Origin of the sequence: Mesorhizobium sp. 1B3 (assembly GCF_050958605.1) — a bacterium.
GTDB lineage: Bacteria > Pseudomonadota > Alphaproteobacteria > Rhizobiales > Rhizobiaceae.
Genome location: NZ_JBJHDO010000009.1, coordinates 162,585 through 187,246, shown reverse-complemented (window position 1 = coordinate 187,246; position 24,662 = coordinate 162,585). Strand labels below are relative to the sequence as shown.

Here is a 24,662-nt window from a genome sequence, read left to right as displayed (position 1 = left end):
TGACGGAGCAGGTCTCTGCCCCGTTTCGACCGCACCGCGAACACGAAGAGGAAGTGAAATGACGAAGTGCATGCAGGACAAGGTTCTGGTCGTCACCGGAGCCGGACGAGGCATCGGCAGGGCGATCGCGCTTTTGGCGGCGGAAAAGGGCGCCAAGGTCCTCGTCAACGATCTTGGCGGCTCTTCGGAGGGCGAGGGTGCCGATGCATCGGCGGCGCAATCGGTGGTGGACGAGATCGAGGCGGCAGGCGGCATCGCCGTCGCCAATCATGACAGCGTCGCCGAGCCGGAGGGCGCCAACAACGTCATTCGGACCGCCATGGAAAATTTCGGCCGCATCGATGCCGTCGTGAACAATGCTGGCATCCTGCGGGATCGCATTTTCCATCGCATGTCGATCGTCGACTTCGAAATGGTGATCAGGGTTCACTTGCTCGGGAGCTTCTACGTTGCCCGCGCGGCGGCACCGTATTTCAAGGAGCAGGAAAGCGGCTCCTTCGTGCATTTCACCTCCACGTCCGGCCTGATCGGCAATCTCGGCCAGAGCAACTACGCGGCGGCCAAGATGGGAATCATCGGTCTGTCCAAGGGCATTGCCATGGATATGCAACGGTTCAACGTTCGTTCGAACTGCATCGCGCCCTTCGCCTGGAGTCGACTGATCGGGACTATTCCGACCGACTCGGAGGAGACTGCGAAGCGCGTCGAACGGCTCAAGGCAATGGGACCGGAGAAGGTGGCGCCGCTTGCCGTCTACCTTGCCAGTGACCTGTCGAAAAAGGTGACGGGACAGATCTTCGCCTCGCGCATGAACGAGATCTATCTGTTCAACCAGACGCGTCCGATCCGCTCGGCACATCGCAGCGAAGGTTGGACGCCGGAGACGATTGCCGAGCACGCCATGCCCGCCATGGAGAGCAACTTCTTCCCGCTGCATCGCACCAGCGACGTGATCGGCTGGGATCCGGTCTGACTGACAGGAGAACCTCGGCATGAGCATCAGCGGCAAGGCCTATATCGCGGGCGTCTACGAGCATCCGACCCGCAAGGCGCCCGACAAGTCGGTGGCGCAACTACACGCCGAATCGGCGCTGGGTGCGCTGCGCGATTGCGGGCTCGGCATCGAGGACGTGGATGGTTACTTCTGTGCTGGAGATGCGCCCGGCGGGCTCCAGATGATCGAGTATCTGGGCCTGCGGATACGCCACTATGACTCGACGGAAGCCGGAGGCGCCGCCTATCCGCTCGACATCGGGCACGCCGCGCAGGCGATTGCGGCGGGCAAGTGCAACGTTGCGCTGATCACGCTCGGCGGACGGCCCCGATCGGAAGGCACGGCAACTGGCACGACGCCGCGCATCTACAACCTGGCCTCGCCCGACGTGCAGTTCGAGGCACCGTTCGGGGCCACGGTCGCCAACCTCTATGCCATGTCGGCCGCCCGCCACATGCACGAATTCGGTACGACGCCCGAACAGCTCGCCTGGATCAAGGTCGCGGCATCCCATCATGCGCAGCACAATCCGGACGCCATGCTGCGCGACGTCGTGACGGTTGAGGATGTTGTCAACGCGCCGATGGTGGCCGATCCGCTGCGTCGGCTCGACTGCTGCGTGATCAGCGACGGCGGCGGCGCGCTCGTCGTGACGCGCCCGGAAATCGCGCTAAGCCTTGGCAAGCCGCTCGTCCGCGTGCGCGGCGCGGCCGAAGCGATCAAGCACAGCAGCGGCGGCGACGTCGATCTCGTCACGTCGGCTGCCGCCCGATCCGGCCCGATGGCCTTCCAGGAGGCAGGAGTCGCTCCGTCGGACATCGACTACGCGTCGATCTACGACAGCTTCACCATCACGGCTCTGATCCAGATCGAGGATCTCGGATTCTGCCACAAGGGCGAGGGCGGCCGCTTCGTTGCCGACGGCAACCTGATTTCTGGCGTCGGACGCTTGCCGTTCAACACCGATGGCGGTGGGCTTTGCAGCAACCACCCGTCGAACCGCGGCGGCATGACCAAGACCATCGAGGCCGTGCGCCAGCTTCGCGGGGAAGCGAATGCAGCGGTGCAGGTGTCGGATTGCAGGCTAGCGGTGGTCAACGCGATAGGGGGCTCGGCGCTCGGCAACCGCCACTGCAGTTCGACCCTGATCCTTGAGCGGGAGTAACGAAATGACAGCCCCCACGCGCGAAATCATGGCTCCCGTTCCGAGCCCCGAGACTGAGAAGTTCTGGGCGGCGGCGCGCGACAGGCGCTTGCTGGTCGGGATGTGCCATACCTGCGAGAAGCATCACTTCTACCCGCGCTCCCACTGCCCGCATTGCCTGAGCGAGGAAATCGAGTGGCGCGACGCCGCGGGTACCGGCACCATCTACTCCGTCTCGGTCATGCGCCGTGCCTCCGTCCCTTACGCCATGGCCTATGTTGAACTGGCCGAGGGGCCGAAGATGCTGGCCAACGTGGTGAACTGCGATCTCGATAGGCTGGCCATCGGCCAGAGGGTCAGGCTCACCTTCGTCGATTTCGACCAGGGCACGCTGCCCGCCTTCGAGCCCGCGGATTAGCTGGAGAGCGGGAAAATGGGTCCGTACGCCGACTGCCTCCATCCTTTCGAAGGCCAGAATCTCGGCTGGCTGCTGGAGATGCAGGCGACGCTCCGTCCGGACCACCCGCACCTCGTTTTCGAGCCGTTCGACGCCCCTGGGCAGATGCTGACATATCGCCAGTTCCTGTCGGCTTCGCGTCGGCTCGCGCGCGGCATGCAACGGTGCGGCGTCCGCCGCGGTGACCGAGTGATCGTGCATCTCGACAACAGCCCGGAATTCTTGATCGCCTTCTGCGGCTGCGCGCTTCTCGGCGCGGTGGCGATCACGACCAACACCCGGAGCTCCGTCGAGGAGCTGTCCTACTACATCGCAAAGTCCCGAGCCGTCGCGGCCATCACGCAACCCGCCCATGCCGATACGGTCGCCAGCGCCGGGCGATCGCTTGCCTGGATCGCGGTCACCGGCAACGATTGCGGCGTTCCGGCTCCCGCCGGCGGCCACGATCGCTTCGATGACCTTCTCGATGAAGAGGAACTGCCGGGAACCGGACCGGCCGCCGCGCTTGATCCCGTTTGCGTGCAGTTCACCTCGGGCACCACCTCGCGCCCCAAGGGCGTGGTTTGGACGCATGCCAACGCGCTGTGGGCTGGGCGCGTGAGCGCCACGCACGAGGCGCTGCGGCCAGAAGATGTCCACCATTGCGTGCTGCCGCTCTTCCACACCAACGCGCTTTCCTTCTCGTGGCTGGCCACGCTGTGGACCGGCGGGACCATGGTCCTGCAGCCGCGCTTTTCGTCGAGCCGCTTCTGGGAGGTTGCCCTGCGCAACCGCTGCAGCTGGGCCTCTATCACCGGCTTCTGCTACAAGGCGCTGGCGAACGTTCCGCTGCCCGACCGGCATCACTTCCGCAATTGGGGCGTCGCCTTCTCCGATCCGCTCGTGGCCGAGACCTTTCGCATTCCGTCGGTCAGCTGGTGGGCAATGACCGAAACCCTGTCGCACGGCATCGTCGGCTATCCGCACCTGCCGACTCCCTATGGGGCGGTGGGCAAAGCCGCGCCTGAATACACTCTCCGTGTCCTGCGAGACGACGGCACGCAGGTGACAATCGGCGAGACCGGCGCGATTCACATTGGCGGCGTACGCGGCGTGTCGCTGTTCCTCGAATATCTCGACGACCCAGAGGCGACCGCCGCCGCCTTCGACGGCGACGGGTTCTTCAACACCGGCGACCAGGCGACCCTGCTCGATAACCGCTTCCTAAAATTCGCTGACCGGCGGAAGGATATGCTCAAGGTGGGCGGCGAAAACGTCGCCTCCTCGGAGATCGAGCGCGTTGTCAACGGCGTCGACGGCGTGGCCGAAAGCGCCGTCATCGGCCGTCCGCATCCCCTGCGTGACGAGGTTCCCGTTGCATTCGTGCGCGTGCACGGACGGCTGGCTGTCGCCGGCGACGAGGCTGTCGCGGAAGAGGTCCTTTCCGCCTGCAGGGCGACGCTTGCAGACTTCAAGGTCCCATGGGAGGTCCATGTGGTCGACGAATTCCCGCGTGCCAACATCGGCAAGATCGCCAAAGCGCGTCTCAAGGCAGCGCTCCTAGGCGGCCACGATCTGCGCTCCGTGCCCTGAGGCCCGGTGGGCGCCGTCGCGCTCAGCCTTCCTCCAGCTTCTCCCTTTGCCGGCTGATCGACGGCAGCGCCGCCAGCACGATAAGCAGCACGGCGATCGCCAGCAGGGCGGCGCAGATCGGCCGCTGCAGGAAGATGATCGGGTCGCCCTGCGCGATCAGCATGGTACGGCGCAGGTTCTCCTCCATCATCGGCCCGAGTACGAAACCCAGCACCAGCGGCGCGGGCGGGCAGCGCAGCAGCACGAAGGCGTAGCCGAGGAGGCCGAACAGCGCGATCATCAGAAGGTCGAACACCTGATAGTTGACGCTGAAGACGCCGATGCAGGCGAACACTATGATGGCGGGATAGAGCAGGCTGTAGGGGACCGACAGAAGTCGCACCCAGAGCCCGATCAAGGGCAGGTTGATGATCACCAGCATCAGGTTGCCTATCCACATGCTGGCCGTCATGCCCCAGAACAGCTCGGGCTTTTCGGACAGGACGTTCGGCCCCGGCTGGATGCCATGCAGGATCATCGCGCCCATCATCAGCGCCATTACCGCGTTGGCCGGAATGCCGAGCGTCAGCAGCGGAATGAACGAGGTCTGCGCGCCGGCATTGTTGGCCGCCTCCGGTCCCGCCACGCCCTCGATCGCCCCCTTGCCGAACCGCTCAGGGGCGTGCGACACGCGCTTCTCGATCATGTAGGACGTGAAAGAGGCGAGCAGCGCGCCTCCCCCTGGGAGCACGCCCAGAACGCTGCCGAGCAGCGTGCCTCGAACGATGGGCATGCCCGCCGCGCCAATTTCTTCCCGGTTTGGAAGGAGCCGCCCGACCTTGGTCGCGAGAAAGGCGCGGCTTTCCGGATTGCGGAGATTGATCATGATCTCGGAAATGCCGAACAGGCCGAGCGCCAGCGGCACGAAGTCGATGCCGTCGGACAGTTCGCGCACGCCGAAGTCGAGGCGGGCATAGCCGCTGTAGACGTCGGTCCCGACCAGGCCGAGCAGCATCCCGAGCAGGATCATCGCCACCGATTTGGACAGCGAGCCGCTGCCGATCGACACCGCGGCGATGAGCCCGAGCAGCATCAGGCAGAAATACTCGGGTGAGGCGAAGCTGGTGGCGACACTGGCAAGCATGGGCCCGATCATCGCGATCACCAGGGTCGCGACGCATCCAGCGAAGAATGAGCCGAGGGCGGCGATGCCGAGCGCGACGCCAGCCCGCCCTTGGCGGGCCATTTGGTACCCGTCGAGGGCTGTGATGACCGACGAGGATTCGCCCGGTAGGTTGATCAGGATCGCTGTCGTCGAGCCGCCGTACTGTGCGCCGTAGTAGATTCCGGCGAGCATGATCAGTGCCGTCGTCGGATCCATGCCAAAGGTGATCGGCAGCAGCATTGCAATCGTGGCAACGGGTCCGATACCCGGCAGCACGCCGATGAGGGTGCCCAGCAGGGCGCCGACAAAGCAGGCGAACAGATTGGTCGCCGTGAAGGCGACGGCGAATCCGGTGCCGAGATTGCTCAGGATATCCATGGGAGCACCAACGCAGGAACGGTCAATCCGAGGCCGCGGATGAAAACGAGCGTGCAGAAGAGAGCGAGCAGCAGGGCGAAGGCCAGCACCCGCAGCAGGCTTGGCCTGGCCTCGGCATAGCAGGCGATCAGGGTCGCCAGGAACACAGCCGGGCCGAGCCCGAGATTGCGAACGCTGAGTGCGAAGACCGCAACGGCCAGCAGCAGCATGGCCACTGGACGCATGCCGCCGATCTCGACCGCCTCGTTGTCGGTGCTGCGCAGGCCGCTGGCAATAATCACCAGGCCAAGCGCAAGCAGCCCGCAGGACAGCGTCAGCGGCAGGAAGCCCGATCCCATCCTTGCGGCGGTCCCGATCTGCTCTTGGAGGCTCAGCACCACGCCGAGCGCACCAAGCGCTGTAAAAAGAATGCCGGATGCGGCATCCGGTGTGGCAAGTCGTTTCATGCGGCCTTCCCGGAAAAGGGGGAGCGGGCGGCACGCTCGCTCCCGCAGCTATCGTCAGTCGGCCTTGATGTTCGCCTTCTGAACGACATCGGCCAGCTCGGCAGTCTCCTTGCGGATCTGTTCGGCGAACTCGGCAGGCGAGATTTTCACCACCGAGCCTTGTGCTGACAGCTTTTCCTGAACGACCGGGTCCTGTCCGGCCGCGGTGATCTCGGCCGCCAGCTTGTCGATAATATCCTGTGGCGTGTCCTTCGGCAGGAAGAACCCGACCCAGAAGCCCACGTTGAAGCCCGGGAAACCCTTCTCTGCCACGGTGGGCACGTCGGGCAGCATCGGCAGACGTTCGGCAGACGATACGGCAAGTGGGCGCAGCTTGCCGGCCTTGATCTGCGGAATCGCCGAAAGCGTGTCGAAGATCACGGCGACTTCCTGCGACAGGGCCGCAGCTTGCGCGGCCGCAGCACCCTTGTAGGGCAGATGCGTCATTTTGATGCCGGCCCGCTGGCTCAGCAACTCGAAGGCCAGGTGCGTGATATTGCCGTTGCCGGCCGAGCCGTAGAGCACCTCGCCGGGCGCAGCCTTGGCGGCGGCGATCAGATCCTCGATCGTGTTGATGTTGGCGGTGTTGGGGTTCTCTGGATTGACCGCAAGGATGAGCGGTACCGACAGCACGCTGGTCACCGGCGCGAAGTCGCGCTCGGGATTGTATTTGAGGTTCTGAAACAGCGCCGGATTGAGCGTGATCGTGCTCGAGTTGCTGACGAACACGCTGTAGCCGTCGGGCGCCGCATTGGCGACGGCCTCGGCCGCCAGCATGCCGTTGGCGCCGGTGCGGTTCTCCACGACGAAAGGCTGCCCGAGCTTGGCCTGCAACTGTTCGCCGATGATGCGCGCAACGACGTCGATCGTACCGCCCGGGCTGAAGCCCACGATGAGCTTGACTGGTTGCGACGGCCATGACTGGGCATTGGCGAGGGTCGTCACCGAAACGATGGCCGCGACGGCGACCGCGCGCATCATCTGCTTGAGCTTCATTACGTTACCTCCCGTTTGGATTGTAGTTACACCGGCGTCAGAGCGCGGCCCCGGTACCCAGAATATTGGTCACCTGGCTGGAAAACGCACCGCCACTTCCCTGGCAAAGTGCGATTTCCGCATCGGCGACCTGTCTATCCCCGGCTTCGCCGCGCAGTTGCCGGATGGCTTCGACCAGCGTGAACAGCCCGTACATTCCCGGGTGGCAGCAGGAGAGCCCGCCGCCATTGGTGTTGACGGGAAGGCTTCCGCCGGGCGCGATCACGCCTCCGGACACGAATCGTCCTCCTTCGCCCTTCGGGCAGAAGCCGAGATCCTCCAACAGCATGATAGTGCTGATTGTGAAGGCGTCGTAGACCTGCACCAGATCAACGTCGCCGCTGCCGATTCCTGCCGCCGCGTAGGCGCGCTGCGACGAACGGGTCGCTGCCGTCACGCACAGGTCCTCCATCGCCGAGATCTGCTTGTGCCAGTGCTCGGCGGCCGAGCCGAGCAGATAGACCGGCTTGCGCGCCTGGTCCCGGGCGCGATCGGCGCGCGTCATTACAACGGCGGCCGCGCCGTCGGTGACCAGGCAGCAGTCGAGACGTCCGAGAGGCGTCGAAACGCGTGGTGAGGCGAGCACTTCCGCCGCGTCCAGCGGCTCGCGGGCGAATGCATCGGGGTTGAGTTGGGCCCAGCGGCGCGCTGATACCGCCACCGATGCCAGATCTTCCGGGCGGGTGCCGAATTCATGCATGTGGCGCGCGGCGGACAGCGCGTAGGAGCTGACCGGAAACCGCGCGTTGTAGGGTGCCTCGATGTCCGACCAGGTGCCGGCCACCGACGTCTGCAGACGGCCGACTGCCGATCGCTGGTTGCTGCCGTAGCAGATCAGCGCGACGTCGCAGAGCCCAGCGTCGAGTGCCAGGGCGGCCTGTTCGGCATGGCACAGGAACGAAGATCCGCCGACACGGCTGTTGTCAGAGAAGCGGGGCCGGATGCCCAGATATTCGCCGAAGGCCAACGTGCTCAGAAACTCCGTCTGCATGCCGACGAACAGACCGTCGACGTCACGGATCGACAGGCCGGCGTCGCGCAGCGCATCTGCCGCGGTCACCGCCATCATCTCGGCCGCGGACAGCCCGCCCGCGCCGTTGATGAAACCCGTGGCAGCGCCGACAAAGGCCGCCTTTCCGCGCAGCGCGCCGCTCACTTGACACGTTCCTGTCGGGGGGCTGAGCGGAAGACGGGCGCGAGAACCCCGTCGAGGCTGGCTATGTCTAGCTGCACCTCGTCGCCGATGGCCACATCGCCTGGGTCTCGGTCGATCACCGTTGACATCATTCGCACCCCTTCCTCGAGGTCGACGAGCACCACGCCGTAGGGTCCGCCCTTGTCGGCGGACCGCTGGACCACGGTCCTGGAGTAGATGGTGCCGCGACCGCTCGGTGCCTCCCATCTCAGCGCGGAAGACGCGCAGTGCGGGCAGAGGACCCGCGGATAGAACACCGCGCGGCTGCAATCGGAGCACCGCTGGATGACGAACTCTTTCGCCGCCAATCGCCGCTTGTAGTAGGCCATTGGGGAATCGATGGTAGTCTGCCGGTTCAAGATTTGTTCTCCTCCGGGAGCCGCATCGGGATCATCTGTCTTTTGCAAACTGTAAACAGCTTACAATTCTAGGCTAGTGTGCTTTGATAGGTGGGTCAACCGCCGAATCGAATGGAGGCAGGGCCGTGCGGCCCGCAGCAGCATGTTTGAAGAAGTCCTTTCCGCGTCACGCCTCTCGCCCGTCGCCCTCTTCGAGAAAAGATGTCGTCTGCAGCCCGACGCGCCGGCCGTGGCTTGTCCGGGCGGCGAGCAATGGACCTATGCCGGTCTCGACCGTCTCGCGGCGGCGCTGGAGGCCCACCTGGCCGCCAGCGGAGTTATGCGGGGCGACCGGATCGGGATTCTGAGCGAGAATCATCCGTTCTTTCTCGTCCTTTCCGTGGCCGCCATGCGCGCAGGGCTGATCGTCGCCACGCTCAACTGGCGGATGTCGACGCCTGAGCTCGCCCACTGCGTCGGGCTCGTCGAACCTGCCGTCATCTTCGCGTCGTCGCGCATGCGAGGTTTGCTGGAGGGCATCGGGTCCTCCGATGTGGTGCGCGATATCGACGCCACCCTGCTGGAGCTCAAGGCCGTCGATGCAGTGATGTCCCCGACTGTGCATCCCGATCCCGAGGACGGGCTCTTCATCATCTACACCAGCGGGACCACCGGCCTCCCGAAAGGCGCCCTGATCAGCCAGCGGGCGATGCTCTCCCGCCTGCTGGTCTACGTCACTGACTATGGCGTCGATGGCGACGACACGTTCCTCGCATGGTCGCCGCTATTCCACATGGCATCGGTGGAGCTCAGCCTGGGCACGCTGCTGCTCGGCGGCAAGGTCGTGGTGCTCGACGGGCCGGACCTGCCGCTGATCTGCGACTATCTGGAACGCGAGAGCCTCAGCAACCTCATCGTCTTTCCCGGCATGGTAGAGAAGACGTTCGAATATTTGCGCGAGCGGCGGCCGGTCGTGCGTCGCCTGAAAAAGTTCGGCGCGCTGGCCGACCTCTTTGCGCCGAAGGAGATCGCCGAACTGACCGCCATTTTGGGCGTCCCCTTCACGAACACCTTCGGCAGCACGGAGACGGGCATGCCGCCGGCGTCGGCCGGCCGCCTGGAGGCCGGCAACGAGCCCCTCGACTTGGCGAAGACCGAAAGCCTGCTTTGCGAGGTCGCACTCGTCGACGATGCGGGGCAACCTGTCACCGTCGGGCAGGCCGGCGAACTGGTGATGCGCGGCCCGACGCTGTTCAGCGGCTACTGGAACGCGCCGGAGGCGACCCGCGACGCCTTCGCAGGTGGGTGGTACCATACCGGAGACGTTTTCGTGCGTCTGGTCGACGGCCGGCTGCGCTATGTCGACCGGCGAAAATACCTGATCAAGTCGGGCGGTGAGAACATCTATCCAGCCGAGATCGAGCGCGTCGTCCTGCGCCATCCGCAGGTGGTCGAGGCCGTCGTCGTGCGCCAGCCTGACCCGAAGTGGGGCGAGACGCCGGTCCTGGTCGTGGCCGCCGAGGATCCGGCCCCCGCGGCCGACGAACTCATCGCCCTCTGCCGGGCAGAACTAGCCGCCTACAAGCGGCCGAGCCGCATCGTGTTCGTCCCGAAGGGAACGCTGCCGCGTAACAACACCGGCAAGATTCTCCATCGCGAGGTGGAGCAATGGCTGCAGTCGGCCGAAGTGAAGGCCGACTCAGCATCCGCGTAGGGTCTCAGCCGCGGGGCCGCCGCTTGTAGAGGATGGATATCTCCATTTCCTGCACCGCTTCCCCGCGCTGGTTCACGAAGGCACGCTCGAAGGTAACCACGCCCCTGTCGTCCTTGCTCGTTTCACTCAGCGCCTTGACTACCGAGCGCACGAATATCGTGTCACCGTGCTTCACCGGCAGCTTCATCCGCCACTTGTCGATGCCGAGCACTGCGAGCAGCGTGCCGTCGTTGACGCCCGACGCGTAGTTGAGCCCGGCTGCGACGGCAAAGACGAGCGGCGCGTGCGCGATCGGCTCGCCGAACGGCGAAGCCTTCGCATATTCGTGGTTGCAGTGGACGTCGTTGAAGTCGCCCGACAGGCAGGCGAAGTTGACGATGTCGGTCGAGGTGACGGTCCGCCGTCCCGTCTCGAGGACCTCGCCGACGGCAAAGTCCTCAAAATAGCGGCCGCGCGGTTTCGGGGTCGAACTGGTCATCACAGTCCCATCAGCTTGGCGATGATGTTGCGCTGGATCTCGTTGCTGCCGCCGCCGATCGGCCCGAGGCGAGAATCGCGGAACAGACGCTGCATGTCGTGCTCCATCGAATAGCCCGCGCCGCCCATCACCTGCATTCCGAGGTTCGCGCATTCGAAGTCGTTGTCGGTGGCGACGATCTTGGCAATTGCGGTCTCCATGCGTGCGTCCCAGCCCGCGTCCATCATTTCGGCCGTGCGGTAAGTGACGAGACGCGCCATCTCCGCCTTGATCCGCATGTCGGCGAATTTGTGAGAGATAGCCTGGAACTTGGTGATCGGACGCCCGAACTGGATGCGTTGGGTGGAGTAGTCCTGAGCGATCTCGATGGCCTTCTGGGCATTGCCAGCGCCGCAGGCGGCGATGGCCATGCGTTCGAGGTTCAGCCCGCGCATGAGGATCTTCCAGCCGCGGTTCTTCTCGCCGATGAGATTACGGGCCGGAACGCGAACGTCGTCGAAGAAGATCTGGTTGGTATGGGTAGAGTGGCGGCCCATCGTCTCGATCGGCGAGATCGTCACACCCTTCGCCTTGGCGTCGACCAAGAACAGGCTGAAGCCGTCATGGGCCGGCTCGGCATTCGGATCGGTCTTGACCACCAGGACGATGTAGTCGGCGACATGGGCCGAAGTGATGAACCACTTCTGGCCGCGGATGATGTAGTCGTCACCGTCGGCGATCGCGTGGGTCTTGATCGAAGCCGCGTCTGAGCCTGTCTGCGGTTCGGTCAGCGCAAAGCACAGATAGAGTTCGCCTCGGATCATCGGCACCATGTAGTCGCGCTTGAGCTCTTCGGACCCGTTGTAGAGCAGTTGAAGGCCCGCATAGATCACGCTAGTCATGTAGGTCGTCGCCAAGCAGGCATAGTGGTAGGACAGCGTCTCCAACAGGATCGCCACGTCCTTGTAGCTGCCGTTCAGACCACCATACTGCTCGGGGTAGGGAAGGCCGAGCCAGCCGTCCTTCGCCAACGCCTGATACGCCTCTTTCGGCCAGCCGCTGTCGCGGTCGAGTTCTCGAATGCGCTCCGCCGGCAGATGCCTCTGGGCGAGCGTGAGCAGGCTTTCCCGCAGCATCTTCTGCTCGTCGGTGAAGCCGAAGTCGTTGAATAGCGGCACGTGTCGCTCCTGCTCTCAGATACGGTTGATCTTTGGATCTAATAGCGGTAGGGAGCACTCATGTCATCTGAAAACTGTTGACACTCAGGCAAAGGTGGCGCCAGCCGTGGCTGCACAGGAAGCACAACACCAACGCAACGAGGGCGGGCGCGAGCCCGAACCCGACCGTCGGATGTCCGGCTGGACTGGTGTGGCCTATGCGAATGTTCCCGTAGGACGAGCATTCGGGCCGCGCCGACTCGTCCGCAATGCCGGGCAGGTCGAGCGATTCTGCGAGATCGCGGGCTGGTCGGGCTCCCGTCCCGACCACGTACCTGCCTTTTTGCTGAACGAGCTTGGCACCTTGAAGCAGTTCCTGAAACTTCCGCCGGGGGTCCTACATGCCCGCGAGGAACTCGCTCTCGCCAGCCCAGCGAGAATTGGCGAGGAGCTGGAAGTCTGCATTGCGGTCGCCGACAAGTTCATCCGCAACCACAAGCGCTTTGTGGTGTTTGCCCAGACGATACGATCCGCCGGCGACGATCGACTGATCATGTCCATCACTCGCACACTCTATTGGCCATGCTGACCAATCTTCCTCTGCGACGCGGAGACGTTCTGACCCGCAGGTCTCCAGCGCTGACACAGGTGGCCTTCGACATCTTTGGCGAGTACATGGGCTTCGACGCGCCGATCCACACCGACCCTGCCTATGCCGCCGGCACCCCATTCAGCGGCACGTTCGCCCAGGGCATGCTGTTGCTGTCCTTCTTCGAACCATGGTTGCGCGAACTCTTTGGTGTCGAAGCCTGGACCGAACGCGGCCGGTTGACCGGAAAGCTCCTGAGCCCCGCCTTCGTCGGCGAGACGCTGACGCTCGAGCTCACCTGCCGCGACCTGTCGTCGAACGGCATGGCACTGGACTTGCGGATAGTCGCTGCCGATCGCGTCATCGCGGTGGGCGAAGTGGGGATAAATACCAATGCATGATCAGGCCAAGTCCATCGCATCGCTGATGCGGCCGGATTCAATTGCAGTCATCGGTGCCTCCGATAGTCCGGCGCGGATCGGCGGACGACCGATCCGCTACCTGCTCGACGCCGGTTACGCCGGTCGAATCCTGCCGATCAATCCGAACTATCGTGAGATCCAGGGGCTGACCTGCCACCCGACGGTGTCGGACCTGCCTCAGGCACCCGACTTGGCAATCATCGCGCTGCCAGCCGCAGCGGCCGTTTCCGCCTTTCGGGAAAGCGCGGAACGCGGCGTGCGTGGGGCAATCATATTCAGCGCCGACTTCGCGGAGAGCGGCGACGAGGGGCAGCAAAGACAGGCACAGCTCACAACGATCGCGCGCCGCCACGGCGTCGCGCTTCTGGGCCCCAACTGCCTCGGAGCATTCAACGCCGCGCATCGATTCTACGGCAGTTTTTCAGCGATCTTCGAGGACCGATTCGCGCCAGCCGGCAATGTCGGAATCGTCAGCCAGAGCGGAGGTTATGGCAGCCATCTGTGCAAAATTGCCATCCGCCGCGGGGTGAGGGTCGGTCATTGGATGACCACCGGCAACGAGGCCGGTCTCGATGTCGGCGATTGTATCGAATGGATGGCTTCCCAGCCAGAGATCGGCATCATCGTCGCTTACGCCGAAGGGGTGCGCGCGCGCGACTCGCTCGTCGCCGGGCTGCGCGCCGCCGCCGCCGCGGACAAGCCGGTGATCTTCCTCAAGGCGGGAAGCAGCGCCGTCGGGTCGGAAGCTGTCCGCACCCACACTGCCGCGATGAGCGGCAGCGACAGAGTGTTTGACGGAATGCTCGTCCAGTTCGGCGCGACGCGTGCCGCCTCCACAGAGGCAGCAGTCGATGCGGCCTATCTGCTGCAGCGCATGAATGGCAGACCGCGTGGCAACCGGCTGGCACTGGTGACCATCTCGGGGGCGGTAGGCGTTCAGATGGCCGACGCCGCCGCGGCACATGGGCTTGAGGTCCCGCCCTTGCCACCGGAAGCACAGATGGCGCTAAAGGAAATCAATTCCTTTGCCGCTGTACGCAACCCCGTCGACGTGACGGCGCAGGCCTTCAACCATCTGGAGCTGGTGCGCAACAATCTCGATGTCGTGTTGCGCGACGGGGCCTTCGATGCGCTGGTCGCCTTCTTCACTGTGACGGCGGGATCGAAAGTTATTGCCCCGCGGCTTTCGTCGATCCTCTCGCCGCTGCCCGAGCGCTATCCCGATGTTCCGATGCTTCTGTGCATCGTCGCAGATCCCGAGCGGATCGCAGAATATGAAGACGCCGGCTTTGTGGTGTTCGAAGATCATCATCGAGCGATTGCCGCCCTCGCTACGGCGATGCGCCAGCGATCGGTGTCTCGCTGCGATGCTGTGCTCTCGCCAGACCAGCTGGCTGGGTTTGCAGCCCAGTTAAAGCTCCATGACGGAACCGAGGATTCTGCCAAGCGCGTCCTGGAAAGCATCGGTATTGCGGCACCGAAACGCGCCGTGGCCGTCTCCCCGGAGGCGGCAGTGCAGGCGGCAAGGGCAATCGGCCTGCCGGTCGCAGTCAAGGTTCATTCGCCTGATATCCTGCACAAGACGGAGGTCGGCGGTGTCGTTCTCGGGCTGGACAACGACGCTGCGGTTGAAACTGCCGCCCGTGACATACTTGAGCGCCTGAGGACCGGTGCGGTCTTGATCGAGGCGATGGCGCCGCCGGGAGTGGAATTGATCGTTGGGTGTCGGTCAGATCCGGCGTTGGGTCCAATGATAATGATCGGCATCGGAGGCGTGACGGCCGAGCTCTACAAGGACGTGGTGTTCCGTCTCGCGCCTATCGGAGAGGACGAGGCGCGGCTGGCGCTGGACACACTCAGGGGCGTGCCACTCTTCTTCGGGTTCCGAGGCGCTCCTGTGGCGGAAATCGACGCCGCTGCCACGGCCGTCGCGCGTCTGTCGGCCGCGTTCGCGAGCGATCGCGACGCCATGGTCGAGCTGGAAATCAATCCCTTGCGCGTCCTGGCTGTGGGAAAGGGAGTGATTGCCTGCGACGCAACTCTCCGAGTGAAGGGGAAGGCAACGTCTGCATCCGCGCCAGGGCAAGCACCTTCCTAGCCATTCAAGAAGATGCCCGACGATCGAGGGCGCGGCCAGTAGATCAAGGACAAGACGGTGGCTGGAAGAACCAGTCCACGCTACCCTGGTCACGCCAACACAGGGGTGCTACAGACGTGAGGCAAAGGATCTTTCCTCGAACTCGGGATAGGGAGGTATACGACTGCGCCAGGAAGCTGTGGGACACAGCCCGAATACCCCTTGTTGGCCAGTCAACGGCCGACATGGTGAAGGGTTTCGGGTGCCGGCAGGCGTACGAAAGCCTCTCATGCAGGAACTCTCGGGCCACAGTCTGTGGCTATGGGGATTTCGAACTGCGGCCGATGTCGGCGATGGCGCGACTAGTGGTGGGAAGCGCGGAAGTGGGTGCGGACAGGCGGCCTCCTCGCGTCTTGGCTCGTCTTAGCCGGCCGGGCACGCGGCTCGTCGCTATCCTGTCGGCGGCGATAGTCGCCATGGACGCGCGTGTGTCCGTTGCCGGAGGCGCAGCGCCTGCGGCTAATGCCTTGACCATGCCATGCCGGGTCATGGCTAACCCTCCCGGTTCGTCGCGGTGGCGTGCGGCGGTCCGCGCGGCTGCTTCCAGCGTTCGAACGTCTCGATGGTGATCATGCGTCCGCCGCAGCAGGGGCATGGCGGCCGGAAGTCGTCCGATGCGCCTGATGTGCCGTCATCAGCGCGGCGACATCCAGGAGTGCGCGGGCGAGAGCGAGACTAGCCTCGCGGGTCGAGCCAGCCAGCAGGCCGTAATGGCGGATGCGGTGGAAGCCTCGCGGTAGGACATGGAGCAGGAAGCGGCGGATGAACTCGTCGGCCGCTAGCGTCATGACCTGCTGCCGGTCCTCGCCGTTGCGGCGGTAGTCCTTGTAGCGGAAGGTGACGCCGCTCTCGTCGAAGGCGATCAGGCGGCGGTTCGAGATTGCGACCCGGTGGGTTTAGCGCGACAGGTAGGCGAGCACCGCCTCCGGTCCGGCGAAGGGCGCCTTGGCGTAGACCACCCATCGCGATGCGTATCCTTCGTCTGGGATCGTCCTCTTCCAAGCGGCGATACCCTTCGGGTGCAGTCCGAGTCATGCGGTACGCCAATCAAGATGGAGTCGAGGGAGGTGTCGCGTACCGTGATACGGGGTGGCGGTCGATGAGTACTTGACCGTTATCGCACGTTGCTGCGCGCCGCCTCGAGCCGGACGAACACGTTCATCGGGAGCGCTTACCTCCGGTTCTCCGGTTCGATCGGGGACAACGTCGAAAGGTCGAAAGTGCAAGCGAAACTTTGCCGATTACAGTGACCGCCCCCCGAGTGCACAGCCTGCCGCTCCACCCCAGAATGCAAGGCTAGCTTTTCCCACCAGATTTCGAGATATCTCGTTTGGACTTGGAACGGCATGAGACGCACGCTGCTGGGCCACTGCTGGCGGCGGAAACAGGTCATCGGCTGCGCGCAGCTTCGAGATGCTTGACGCGTCGAACGGCCGGCGGGGTACTCGCGCAGGTATCGCCGAGCGCTGCTGGCACGGATGTGCCAATGGCGGGCGGTCGAGAGGCCGTGGCGAACCCGAAGACGTTCTCGCGCTTGGCCAGGAACAAATGGATGCTGCGGGGAGACGAATCATGACCCGTGCCGCCGCCGAGCCGCACCTTCAGTGTGTGTGCGGCGCATCTTGACGGCCAGCCAGGCAGATAAGTGTTTGTTGGCCAATCGCGACCAGCGAACGGCTCCCAGCACTGTCCGCAAACACTTCAAGCTGACAGATGGTAAGTGTTTTGCCGGACTTAATCACTTTGCCAATTGCTTCGAGTGCTTCGCCTTGCGCTGGGTTCAGGAGATTGATCTTGAACTCTACCGTCAGAACGGAACTATTCTCCGGGAACATCGTGAAGCCGGCGTACCCGCCCGCTGAATCCGCGATCGCTGACGTCCCGCCAGCGTGGAAATAGCCGTGCTGCTGTGAGAGCACCGGCCGGAATGGCATGCGGATAGACACAAGACCCCTGCGGACCTCGTTGATCGACGCTCCGAGGTGCTCCATGAGACCCTGACGTGCGAAGCTGTCGCGTATCCGCCGTTCCCGATTTTCGTCTATTGGTGTGCCTATTTCATTCTTCATGGCTCCTCCCGACAAATCTGCTAACCGCGAAGGCTACGGCGAAATATACGGCGATCCGAGAGAGAAACTTTCGCGATATGCTGAGAAATTCTCACGCTAGACTACTTCGACATTGTCGATGAGTCGGGTGTGACCTAGCCAAGCCGCGACGAGTAGACGGGCTGGCCGGTCGAGTAAGTCGAGCGTGGCGAGATCGTCGGCCGAACGCAACTCCAGATATTCGACGCGATCAAAGCCGGCTGCGAGAATCGCGGTCCGAGCGTCGTCGAGCGTGGACAGTGGGCGCGCGCCTGAGGCGAGGCGCCGCGCGGCCGCGGTGAGCGCTTCGGCAAGCTTTGGGGCCTTCGCCCGTTGGGACGGCGACAGGCGAACGTTGCGCGACGAGAGCGCGAGCCCGTCGGCCTCGCGCACAGTGGGGCAAGCGACGATCTCCACGGGCAAGTCGAGGTCGCGCGCCATACGGCGGACGACAAGGAGTTGCTGGAAATCCTTGTCGCCAAAGAAGGCCAGGTCGGCGCCGGTCTGGAGAAAAAGCTTCGCGACGACCGTGGCGACCCCGTCGAAATGGCCGGGTCTGAAGGCGCCGCACAGCCCTTCGCTGACACCGCTCACCGAGACTGTCGTGGCAAAGCCTTCCGGATAGATCTCCTGGGCGTCCGGCGCGTAGAGCATATGCGCGCCGAGGGGCGCAAGCTTCGCCGCGTCGTCGTCCTCGGTGCGGGGATAGGCGGCGAGATCGGCCGCACTGTTGAACTGCTTGGGATTGACGAACAGGGTGACGATGACCCGGTCGGCCCGGCCGAGCGCGGCGCGCACCAGGCTCAGGTGACCCTCGTGCAGCGCGCCCATGGTCGGCACGACCGCTATCACGGCGCCGTCGCGCCGCCAGGCGGCGATCGTCGCGCGAAGCTCCGCCAGGGTGCGGACGATCTGCACGCTCATGCCCCGCGTCCCCTGGCGACAGCTCCCGGCGTATCGCCGAACACATGGTCGGCCGTGGGGAAGCGGCGCGCCCGCACGTCTGCAGCATAGGCAGCGACGGCCTTCTCCGCCTCCGCGCTCAGTTCGGCATAGCGGTGGACGAATTTCGGGCGGAAATCGGTGAACGCGCCGAGCATGTCGTCGACGACGAGGATCTGGCCGTCACAGGCCTGCGAGGCGCCGATTCCGATGGTAGGCACGGCGATCTCGCTGGTGACGCGGCGGGCGAGCGACTCCGGCACTTTTTCGAGCACGACCGCGAAGGCGCCGGCTTCCGCGACGGCGGCCGCGTCGCGCGCCACGCGCTCGCCGTCCTCGCCGCGCCCTTGCACGGCATATCCGCCGAACGTGTTGACGGACTGCGGAGTGAGGCCGACATGCGCCATGACCGGCACGCCGCGCGCGGCGAGGAAGCGGATGGTTCCGGCCATGGGTTCGCCGCCTTCAAGCTTGACGGCTGCGCACCCCGTCTCGGCCATGAGGCGCGCGGCGTTCCGGAACGCCTGCTCGGGGCTTTCCTCGTAAGAGCCGAAGGGCATGTCGACCACCACCAGCGCGCGCTCGACGCCGCGCCGCACGGCCCGGCCGTGCAGGATCATCATATCGAGCGTAACCCCGAGCGTCGACGGCAAGCCGTGCAGCACCATGCCGACGCTGTCACCGACCAGCACCACGTCGCAATGCGCGTCGAGCAGCTTCGCCATTGGCGTCGTGTATGCCGTCAGGCAGACAAGCGGGGTTCTTCCCTTTGCTTGCGCTACATATGACGTCGTTATCATGCGAGCGTTTCCAGTTGCGCTCAACGGCCCGCCTCCTCATGCGGAATCGGTGCGGATGTGAAGGCAGGCATTCTTTCATCGCGCTCTGTGCCGCAAGTGAAAACGATTTGACCCGCGTGAATCGGCTTCAACAGCCTCGCGCGAGCCACTCGGCCTGTCTCGGACGCCCGGCGGATCCTTGGCGCGACCCCACAGGGGGCCGAACTCGTCGAACCGTATCAACGACCGGTGTAGTTTGGTACTCGACGCGCTATCCACGCGCCCAATCCTTCCGTGATATCCGCAGTCGCGACCATTCGCGCAAATTGCTCAGCTTCGATTTGCAGGCCCTCGGCTATCGAGACGTTCAGTCCGCGTGTGACGGCGGTGATAATACGAGCGGCGGCCAGCGGCGAGTGGCGTAGTATGCGATCCGCTAGATCGAATGCAGTATTGAGCAGCTCATCGTGTGGTACGACCCGGTTCACAATCCCCAACTCAAACGCGCGCTGAGATGTGAAAGTGTCTCCAGTCAGGAGGTATTCCAGGGCGCGCTTTCGACCCGCCAGCCGGGGAAGCCTCTGGGTTCCGCCGAAGGTCGGCGGGATCCCGATGTTGATCTCCGGTTTGGCGAATAATGCTTGATCGCTTGCCACCGCCAAATGAACGGCCTCGGTAATCTCGCACCCGCCGCCAAACGCGATTCCATTGACCGCAGCGATGATGGGCTTAGGGAACGCTTCCATCCTCGCGGTCATCGCTTGGCCGCGACGTACGAACTCCCGCACGGCGATGTCCACTCCCCTCTTCACGCTTTCGGAGAACTCGTGAATATCACCGCCCGCTGAGAAAGCGCGGCCGGATCCGGTCAGCACCACTGCTCCTATCTTCTCATCGACTTCGATCTCATCCAACCGCCGCAAGAGGAGGTCATTGGTTGCGTAGTTGAGTGCATTGAGCTTGTCGGGTCGATTAAGCGTAAGAAGCGCAACTCGGCCGCGCATTTCAAAAAGCACAGTGTCCTCTGTCATATCCGGTCTCCTCAGTGATTGCAGGTGAATGACCTTCGAGCTAGCATCCTGAGGACACCACTTAAACTCACTAGTGAGTATACTTATCGATGCCTAGAACCAGTGTTGACACTCGGGACCGGATCGTCAAAGCGGCAAACGCGTTGTTCTACAGGTTCGGGATTCGGGCAGTGAGCGTCGACGCGATCGCTCACAAGGCGGGGGTTACCAAGAAGTCTTTATATTATCACTTCAAGAGCAAGGACGATCTCGTCGCGGCATATCTTGTTTCACGCGACCAGCCCAATCTGATCCAGTTCCGACGCTGGTTTGAGGAGGCTGATGGCACGGCGTCGGATCGCATAGGCTCCATCTTCCGAAACATTGCCATGGCCGCAGGCAGCCGGAAATGGAAGGGGTGCGGATTCCTGCGGACCGCTTCTGAATTGATCGACACACCTGGCCATCCTGCCGTAAAGGCCGCCAGCAACCACAAGCGAAAGCTGGAGCAGTGGTTGACTGACGCGATACGCGAACACGGCGTCGAGGAAGCTCCACGGATCGCGCGGCAGGTCGTGCTGTTATTGGACGGAGCATTTTCGGCGATGCTCGTTCACTATGACACCGCCTATATCGAATGTGCTGGGGAGGCGGCCGCGACGCTTGTTCAATCCGCAACGAAGAGTGTCTGAAATCAGATTCAGCGCAAGTCTCTTCGAAGGCGACGTTTCCTAGAACCTGCTACAAGAAGCCCGCAGTCCACCAGGTTGACGCGAGCGATAAATGGGCCTGGTTGAGGAAGTCCGTCTTGGCGACGTCCTGTCGCGCCCCGACCACAACGACCTGCGCGTAACCTCTCTGCTTGAGAATATCTTTCGCTGCGCTTAGCAGAGCATGTCCAGCATCCTGCCACCGGTCCTTCGAAGCGACGCAGAAATCGTCAATCAGTGCGGTCGCACCTCCAGGATCATAAACGGGCGGCGTAGGAAATTCCCTGGCGATCAAGAAGCCGGCTACGCCCCCATTCTCAATCGCAACCAGGCACACATTCTTAGGATCCGAAAAAAGGTGCTCAAACCAAGGTAAAGTTGCGTCTGCCGAGTTAGCGGCCTTCTTCCAGAAGCGCGGCTGGTATTTCTCGTACTCCCTTCGTCGCTCCTCGACGAGTTCGGTGCAACTCGGGGCGTCAGTTGTTGCTGCTGGACGTACTTGCATGATTTCTCGTCTCCGGCGACGTGTCCGCGGGGGTTTACGGATATATATCGTTGCTCAAGGACCTCACCTCCCCATCGCGTGCCGCTGCGCGGCTCGGCTAGACTGAACCCAAATGCCAGCGCCGATTCAGAAAGTCGGACGATACATATCTCGGTAAATCATATCAAGTGTATCAATAGCGCATTGATTCGTATGCAGGGGAGGACTGCTGGCGAGAAGGCGCGGTGTGGATTCCCCTGCGGCGGTGTTTTTCCGGTGCCGCCTATCGGCTTTCCCGCCGCTTCGTGATTGTGCCCGACCGCGCGCCCGGGTGAGGAAAAATGCAGCGAATTATTCTCATGGTAAGTGAGCGTTTCTTGCTTGCGCATAACCATCTCGCGCCAGTCTTATTGACTGAAACGAGCGACCAGGACGGATCGAGGAGGCACGATCCGAGGTCATTTGATTGCTACCGAAGGTGTTTCCCGGACGGGGGCACGACGGGCAGGCTAGCCGGTCTCAACGCAGTACCGCTCCGCTTGGGTCGCTACACCCTTCCAGAGCGCAGCACAGGATTATCCATGGATTCTGTCTCCGCAGTCGTCAGCTTTTCAGCAGCCGCGTGGCTCCTGACAATGACACCCGGACCTGACACAGCGCTTGTATTGCGTGCAGCCACTCTGAATGGACCTGCGAAGGCCATGGCAGCCGGTGTCGGGGTGGTTGTGGGTGTCCTCGCGTGGGGTGTGGTGGCCTCGCTAGGCTTGGGTGGGGTATTGACCATATCCGAAACGGGCTATCGATTGCTCCAGTATTTAGGGGCGGCATACCTCCTCTGGCTTGGCTCGCAGATGGTTCGCAGTGCGTATCGTCGGACCGGGAAAGTCCGAGAAAACCCCGGCGAGCACGTTCAAGAACTCTGGATGACTCAAACGGCAGGCTGGTTCTGGCGTGGCTTGGCAACAAACCTTTTGAACCCGAAGGTCGGTGTCTTCTATTTCAGCTTCTTGCCACAGTTCATTCCTGCTGACGCGCCCATCGTCTCCTTCAGTGTCGGACTCGCAAGTATTCACGCGGTCATGGGGTTGATCTGGTTCGCCGGCATCGTTGCGGCAACCAAGCCATTCTCGCGGATCCTAAGTCGTTCCGCCTTCGCGCGGGCGATCGATGGCATGACTGGGGCTGTCCTGATCACATTTGGCATAAAGCTGCTGCTGGAGCGACGCAACTAAACGGCTCCGCAGAAGAGTCAATCTCGTCGATCAACTACAACCGGGAATCGAAGTTCGTTGTGAGCTCGAACGTTGAGAAAACTGGTCTGCGCGGCCGCTGTTAGAGCCTAGCAACGAAGAGCCTCCAGGACTTCAACGGTGCCTCACCGGCAGTGCAAAGTCCGCTGGCTGAATGCTCGGACCCGAAGCGTTTGTTGCAGTTGCCTGATTCCCGCCCTTCGTCGTAGCACCTCATCGCCGCTTCAAGCTCGTCTTAATCTGCGGGATCGGGCGACGAACCTGAGGTTGTGCCGATTCTCGAACTTGCCTGAAAGGCTATGGCGATATATTGTACATAGCATTGAGGCTATAATGGAGTAGTACAGTGTCTGTTGTCGCGACGCTTAGAGAAATCTACGAAACCCGAGCTACCAAGCGATACGGATTGTCGGATGTGAGCCAGCTACAGCATGCCTTGCAGTCGGCCGCTATGGCGGAGGAGGAAGGCGGCAGCTCCGAATTCGTTGTCGCGGCACTGCTGCATGACGTCGGTCACATGATCCACGAGTTTGGAGAAGACGCAGCTCTCGCCGGAATTGACGACACGCACGAGGAACTCGCGGCGCGCTGGCTATCGCAATACTTCGGGCCCTCGGTGACCGAGCCCATCCGCCTTCACGTCGCGGCCAAGCGATATCTATGCGCCACCGACCCCACCTATTTCGACAAGCTCGCCGAGGACTCGGTGCGTTCGCTCGCATTGCAGGGAGGCCCTTTCTCCCCTGACGAGGTGGTGGAATTCGAGAAAAACCCTCATTCTGAGGCTGCCGTTCAGCTGCGCCGGCTGGACGACAGGGCGAAAGATCCGGCCGCAGGGACGCCGAGGTTCGATCACTTCCTGCCTCGTATCGAGGCGGTCCTTAGCCAGAAGTCGGCGGTGTAGTCGCCGCCGCATGCGCGAGGAACGCACCTACTGCGGGTATCTCGACGGCCTCTTTCAAAGCAACGGCGTAAACGCCGCCCATTAGAGACGTTCCAGCAAGGGGAACATCGGCAAGTCTTTTGTCTCCACGCAATTCTCCCTCTAGCAGAATCCCCACTCCGACCCCGGCCACCACAGCCTCCCTTACGGCTTCGCGGCTCCCAATTTCAACTCGGTTGGCGGGTGCGACACCAGCCTCTTGAAATGCCGCTTCGGCAAGCTGGCGCGTCATGGACGTTTCCTCGCGCATGAGCACTGTTCGCTCGGAAAGCGCAGGAATATGAATGCTGTCGCGCGTCGCCCAAGGGTCATCTGCGGCAACGCAGACCACCAGTCGCTGTCTCGCAATTTGGGTAGCGTGTAGGCCGGCTGGTGGCTGTGCGAGTGTCATGACACCGACGTCTATTCGACATTGAGAAACATCCTCGAGCAGGGCTGTGGTGTTCCCGATACTAATCTTTAGGCGCACCGCGGGCTGCGCCGCCATAAACTCTGCAACGAGCGGCATGGCAAAGGCGGGGGTGGACGTTCCGACCGAAAGCTGTCCTCGGCCGAGAACGCGAAGGTCTCGGGCAACGTCCTCGAATTCGCCGATCTTGCTCAGTATTTGCCGCGCACGAATGAACAATTCGCGGCCGGCTTCTGTGGGTACGATCTTCGGTCTACGATGCAAGAGCAGAATGCCACAGGCTTGTTCGAGGTTATTGAGTTGGATCGAAATGGTTGGCTGAGAGACGCCAAACTCTGCCGCCACCTTCGAAAAACTACCAGCCTCCACTGCTGTCACGAAGGTTTGGAGTGCGCTTAGGGTAATGCCGCTCTCGCGCCTCACGCGACCAGCGTTCCCGCTATCGACGTCCATTGCTCGGTTGCCAGCCCGTCCGCTCGGCTTTTCCGCCCGCATCAATCATCTCCTTCATATAACTGTCACTATGATACCTTATACATCATAGCATTGAACCTAATTAGTTTCGTCGCACCGGGACGGAGTAGGGATCATGGCGGATCCACATCAAATCCAAAGCCAGCACTGTCAAGGCAGTGGAGCGGAAAGCGTGATCGGAAAAGCTATCCGACCAACTCGCTGTCCAATGTGGTGCAGCGCCCGGGCAGCCGACTGCAACTGCCCTCGAATCCCTGGATGTGGTCGAGATCATCCGCAACCGCGGCGCCCCACCGGCACTTCCTCGACATAAGCGTCCTGGCATTGCCACCCCTCAAGTCAAAGTCTTACCGGAG

General features: G+C 62.9%; 24 protein-coding genes and 1 pseudogene. 11 read left to right on the top strand and 14 right to left on the bottom strand.

Annotated elements, in window-relative coordinates:
* Positions 1-58: 58 nt before the first annotated feature.
* From ACCO56_RS23155 to ACCO56_RS23140, 4 genes are read left to right on the top strand one after another with little or no spacing between them, the layout of a single operon-like run.
* A complete protein-coding gene (locus tag ACCO56_RS23155) occupies positions 59-973 on the top strand; it encodes an SDR family oxidoreductase (protein ID WP_433643225.1) in 915 nt (304 codons plus the stop codon).
* Positions 974-992: 19 nt separating this feature from the next.
* The gene (locus ACCO56_RS23150) at positions 993-2,159 is read left to right on the top strand and encodes a thiolase domain-containing protein (protein WP_433643224.1); all 1,167 of its coding nucleotides are present in this window, start codon (positions 993-995) and stop codon (positions 2,157-2,159) included.
* 4 nt (positions 2,160-2,163) lie between these two features.
* Complete coding sequence (locus tag ACCO56_RS23145; RefSeq protein ID WP_433643223.1) at positions 2,164-2,556, top strand: Zn-ribbon domain-containing OB-fold protein; 393 nt, start codon at positions 2,164-2,166, stop codon at positions 2,554-2,556.
* Between the two features lie 15 nt (positions 2,557-2,571).
* A complete protein-coding gene (locus ACCO56_RS23140) occupies positions 2,572-4,167 on the top strand; it encodes an AMP-binding protein (RefSeq protein WP_433643222.1) in 1,596 nt (531 codons plus the stop codon).
* A 22-nt stretch (positions 4,168-4,189) separates the two neighbouring features.
* On the opposite strand, the gene ACCO56_RS23135 is transcribed toward ACCO56_RS23140, so the two are convergent.
* From ACCO56_RS23135 to ACCO56_RS23115, 5 genes are read right to left on the bottom strand one after another with little or no spacing between them, the layout of a single operon-like run.
* Positions 4,190-5,689 (bottom strand): tripartite tricarboxylate transporter permease, encoded by a 1,500-nt coding sequence (locus tag ACCO56_RS23135; protein WP_433643221.1) that lies wholly within the window; start codon positions 5,687-5,689, stop codon positions 4,190-4,192.
* Positions 5,677-6,135, bottom strand: a complete 459-nt coding sequence (locus ACCO56_RS23130) for a tripartite tricarboxylate transporter TctB family protein (RefSeq protein ID WP_433643220.1) — start codon at positions 6,133-6,135, stop codon at positions 5,677-5,679. Before ACCO56_RS23130 ends, ACCO56_RS23135 begins: the two co-directional genes overlap by 13 nt.
* 54 nt (positions 6,136-6,189) lie before the next feature.
* A complete protein-coding gene (locus ACCO56_RS23125; protein WP_433643219.1) occupies positions 6,190-7,170 on the bottom strand; it encodes a Bug family tripartite tricarboxylate transporter substrate binding protein in 981 nt (326 codons plus the stop codon).
* A 37-nt stretch (positions 7,171-7,207) separates the two neighbouring features.
* A complete protein-coding gene (locus ACCO56_RS23120) occupies positions 7,208-8,365 on the bottom strand; it encodes an acetyl-CoA acetyltransferase (protein WP_433643218.1) in 1,158 nt (385 codons plus the stop codon).
* Positions 8,362-8,763, bottom strand: coding sequence for a Zn-ribbon domain-containing OB-fold protein (locus ACCO56_RS23115; RefSeq protein ID WP_433643217.1), 402 nt, complete (start codon positions 8,761-8,763; stop codon positions 8,362-8,364). Before ACCO56_RS23115 ends, ACCO56_RS23120 begins: the two co-directional genes overlap by 4 nt.
* A gap of 142 nt (positions 8,764-8,905) precedes the next feature.
* Here ACCO56_RS23115 and ACCO56_RS23110 point away from each other — a divergent pair, with 142 nt between their 5' ends.
* The gene (locus ACCO56_RS23110; RefSeq protein ID WP_433643216.1) at positions 8,906-10,456 is read left to right on the top strand and encodes a class I adenylate-forming enzyme family protein; all 1,551 of its coding nucleotides are present in this window, start codon (positions 8,906-8,908) and stop codon (positions 10,454-10,456) included.
* Positions 10,457-10,460: 4 nt separating this feature from the next.
* On the opposite strand, the gene ACCO56_RS23105 is transcribed toward ACCO56_RS23110, so the two are convergent.
* Entirely contained in the window at positions 10,461-10,934 is a 474-nt protein-coding gene (locus tag ACCO56_RS23105) for a MaoC/PaaZ C-terminal domain-containing protein (protein ID WP_433643215.1), read from the bottom strand.
* The gene (locus tag ACCO56_RS23100; RefSeq protein WP_433643214.1) at positions 10,934-12,091 is read right to left on the bottom strand and encodes an acyl-CoA dehydrogenase family protein; all 1,158 of its coding nucleotides are present in this window, start codon (positions 12,089-12,091) and stop codon (positions 10,934-10,936) included. The genes ACCO56_RS23105 and ACCO56_RS23100 overlap by 1 nt, the downstream gene beginning before the upstream one ends.
* Before the next feature lie 106 nt (positions 12,092-12,197).
* On the opposite strand from ACCO56_RS23100, the gene ACCO56_RS23095 reads away from it, so the two are divergent.
* Genes ACCO56_RS23095 through ACCO56_RS23085 form a run of 3 tightly spaced genes read left to right on the top strand, consistent with a single transcriptional unit; the run spans position 12,198 to position 15,179 of the window.
* Positions 12,198-12,659, top strand: coding sequence for a hypothetical protein (locus ACCO56_RS23095; RefSeq protein WP_433643213.1), 462 nt, complete (start codon positions 12,198-12,200; stop codon positions 12,657-12,659).
* The gene (locus ACCO56_RS23090; RefSeq protein WP_433643323.1) at positions 12,653-13,060 is read left to right on the top strand and encodes a MaoC family dehydratase; all 408 of its coding nucleotides are present in this window, start codon (positions 12,653-12,655) and stop codon (positions 13,058-13,060) included. The genes ACCO56_RS23095 and ACCO56_RS23090 overlap by 7 nt, the downstream gene beginning before the upstream one ends.
* Positions 13,053-15,179: an acetate--CoA ligase family protein gene (locus ACCO56_RS23085; RefSeq protein WP_433643212.1), complete on the top strand. Its 2,127-nt coding sequence runs from the start codon at positions 13,053-13,055 to the stop codon at positions 15,177-15,179. The genes ACCO56_RS23090 and ACCO56_RS23085 overlap by 8 nt, the downstream gene beginning before the upstream one ends.
* 537 nt (positions 15,180-15,716) lie before the next feature.
* Here ACCO56_RS23085 and ACCO56_RS23080 read toward each other — a convergent pair.
* The 5 genes and pseudogenes from ACCO56_RS23080 to ACCO56_RS23060 all read right to left on the bottom strand — a co-directional run.
* Positions 15,717-16,183, bottom strand: a pseudogene (locus ACCO56_RS23080) (IS91 family transposase); the annotation flags it as partial.
* A 636-nt stretch (positions 16,184-16,819) separates the two neighbouring features.
* Positions 16,820-17,287: a PaaI family thioesterase gene (locus ACCO56_RS23075; RefSeq protein WP_433643211.1), complete on the bottom strand. Its 468-nt coding sequence runs from the start codon at positions 17,285-17,287 to the stop codon at positions 16,820-16,822.
* Between the two features lie 96 nt (positions 17,288-17,383).
* Positions 17,384-18,229, bottom strand: coding sequence for a pantoate--beta-alanine ligase (gene panC, locus ACCO56_RS23070; RefSeq protein WP_433643210.1), 846 nt, complete (start codon positions 18,227-18,229; stop codon positions 17,384-17,386).
* Positions 18,226-19,047: a 3-methyl-2-oxobutanoate hydroxymethyltransferase gene (panB, locus tag ACCO56_RS23065; protein ID WP_433643209.1), complete on the bottom strand. Its 822-nt coding sequence runs from the start codon at positions 19,045-19,047 to the stop codon at positions 18,226-18,228. Before panB ends, panC begins: the two co-directional genes overlap by 4 nt.
* 218 nt (positions 19,048-19,265) lie before the next feature.
* Entirely contained in the window at positions 19,266-20,057 is a 792-nt protein-coding gene (locus ACCO56_RS23060; RefSeq protein ID WP_433643208.1) for a crotonase/enoyl-CoA hydratase family protein, read from the bottom strand.
* An 89-nt stretch (positions 20,058-20,146) separates the two neighbouring features.
* On the opposite strand from ACCO56_RS23060, the gene ACCO56_RS23055 reads away from it, so the two are divergent.
* Positions 20,147-20,728 carry a TetR/AcrR family transcriptional regulator gene (locus ACCO56_RS23055; RefSeq protein ID WP_433643207.1) on the top strand — a complete coding sequence of 194 codons (582 nt, stop codon included), beginning with the start codon at positions 20,147-20,149 and terminating at the stop codon, positions 20,726-20,728.
* A gap of 49 nt (positions 20,729-20,777) precedes the next feature.
* Here ACCO56_RS23055 and ACCO56_RS23050 read toward each other — a convergent pair whose 3' ends face one another.
* A complete protein-coding gene (locus ACCO56_RS23050; RefSeq protein WP_433643206.1) occupies positions 20,778-21,251 on the bottom strand; it encodes an N-acetyltransferase family protein in 474 nt (157 codons plus the stop codon).
* A 560-nt stretch (positions 21,252-21,811) separates the two neighbouring features.
* Here ACCO56_RS23050 and ACCO56_RS23045 point away from each other — a divergent pair.
* Both ACCO56_RS23045 and ACCO56_RS23040 read left to right on the top strand, forming a co-directional pair.
* Positions 21,812-22,462 carry a LysE family translocator gene (locus tag ACCO56_RS23045; protein ID WP_433643205.1) on the top strand — a complete coding sequence of 217 codons (651 nt, stop codon included), beginning with the start codon at positions 21,812-21,814 and terminating at the stop codon, positions 22,460-22,462.
* A 364-nt stretch (positions 22,463-22,826) separates the two neighbouring features.
* Positions 22,827-23,384 (top strand): phosphonate degradation HD-domain oxygenase, encoded by a 558-nt coding sequence (locus ACCO56_RS23040; protein ID WP_433643204.1) that lies wholly within the window; start codon positions 22,827-22,829, stop codon positions 23,382-23,384.
* Here the strand turns inward: ACCO56_RS23040 and ACCO56_RS23035 are convergent.
* Complete coding sequence (locus ACCO56_RS23035; RefSeq protein WP_433643203.1) at positions 23,362-24,327, bottom strand: LysR substrate-binding domain-containing protein; 966 nt, start codon at positions 24,325-24,327, stop codon at positions 23,362-23,364. The two genes, ACCO56_RS23040 and ACCO56_RS23035, sit on opposite strands and share 23 nt — an antisense overlap.
* Positions 24,328-24,662: the final 335 nt, after the last annotated feature.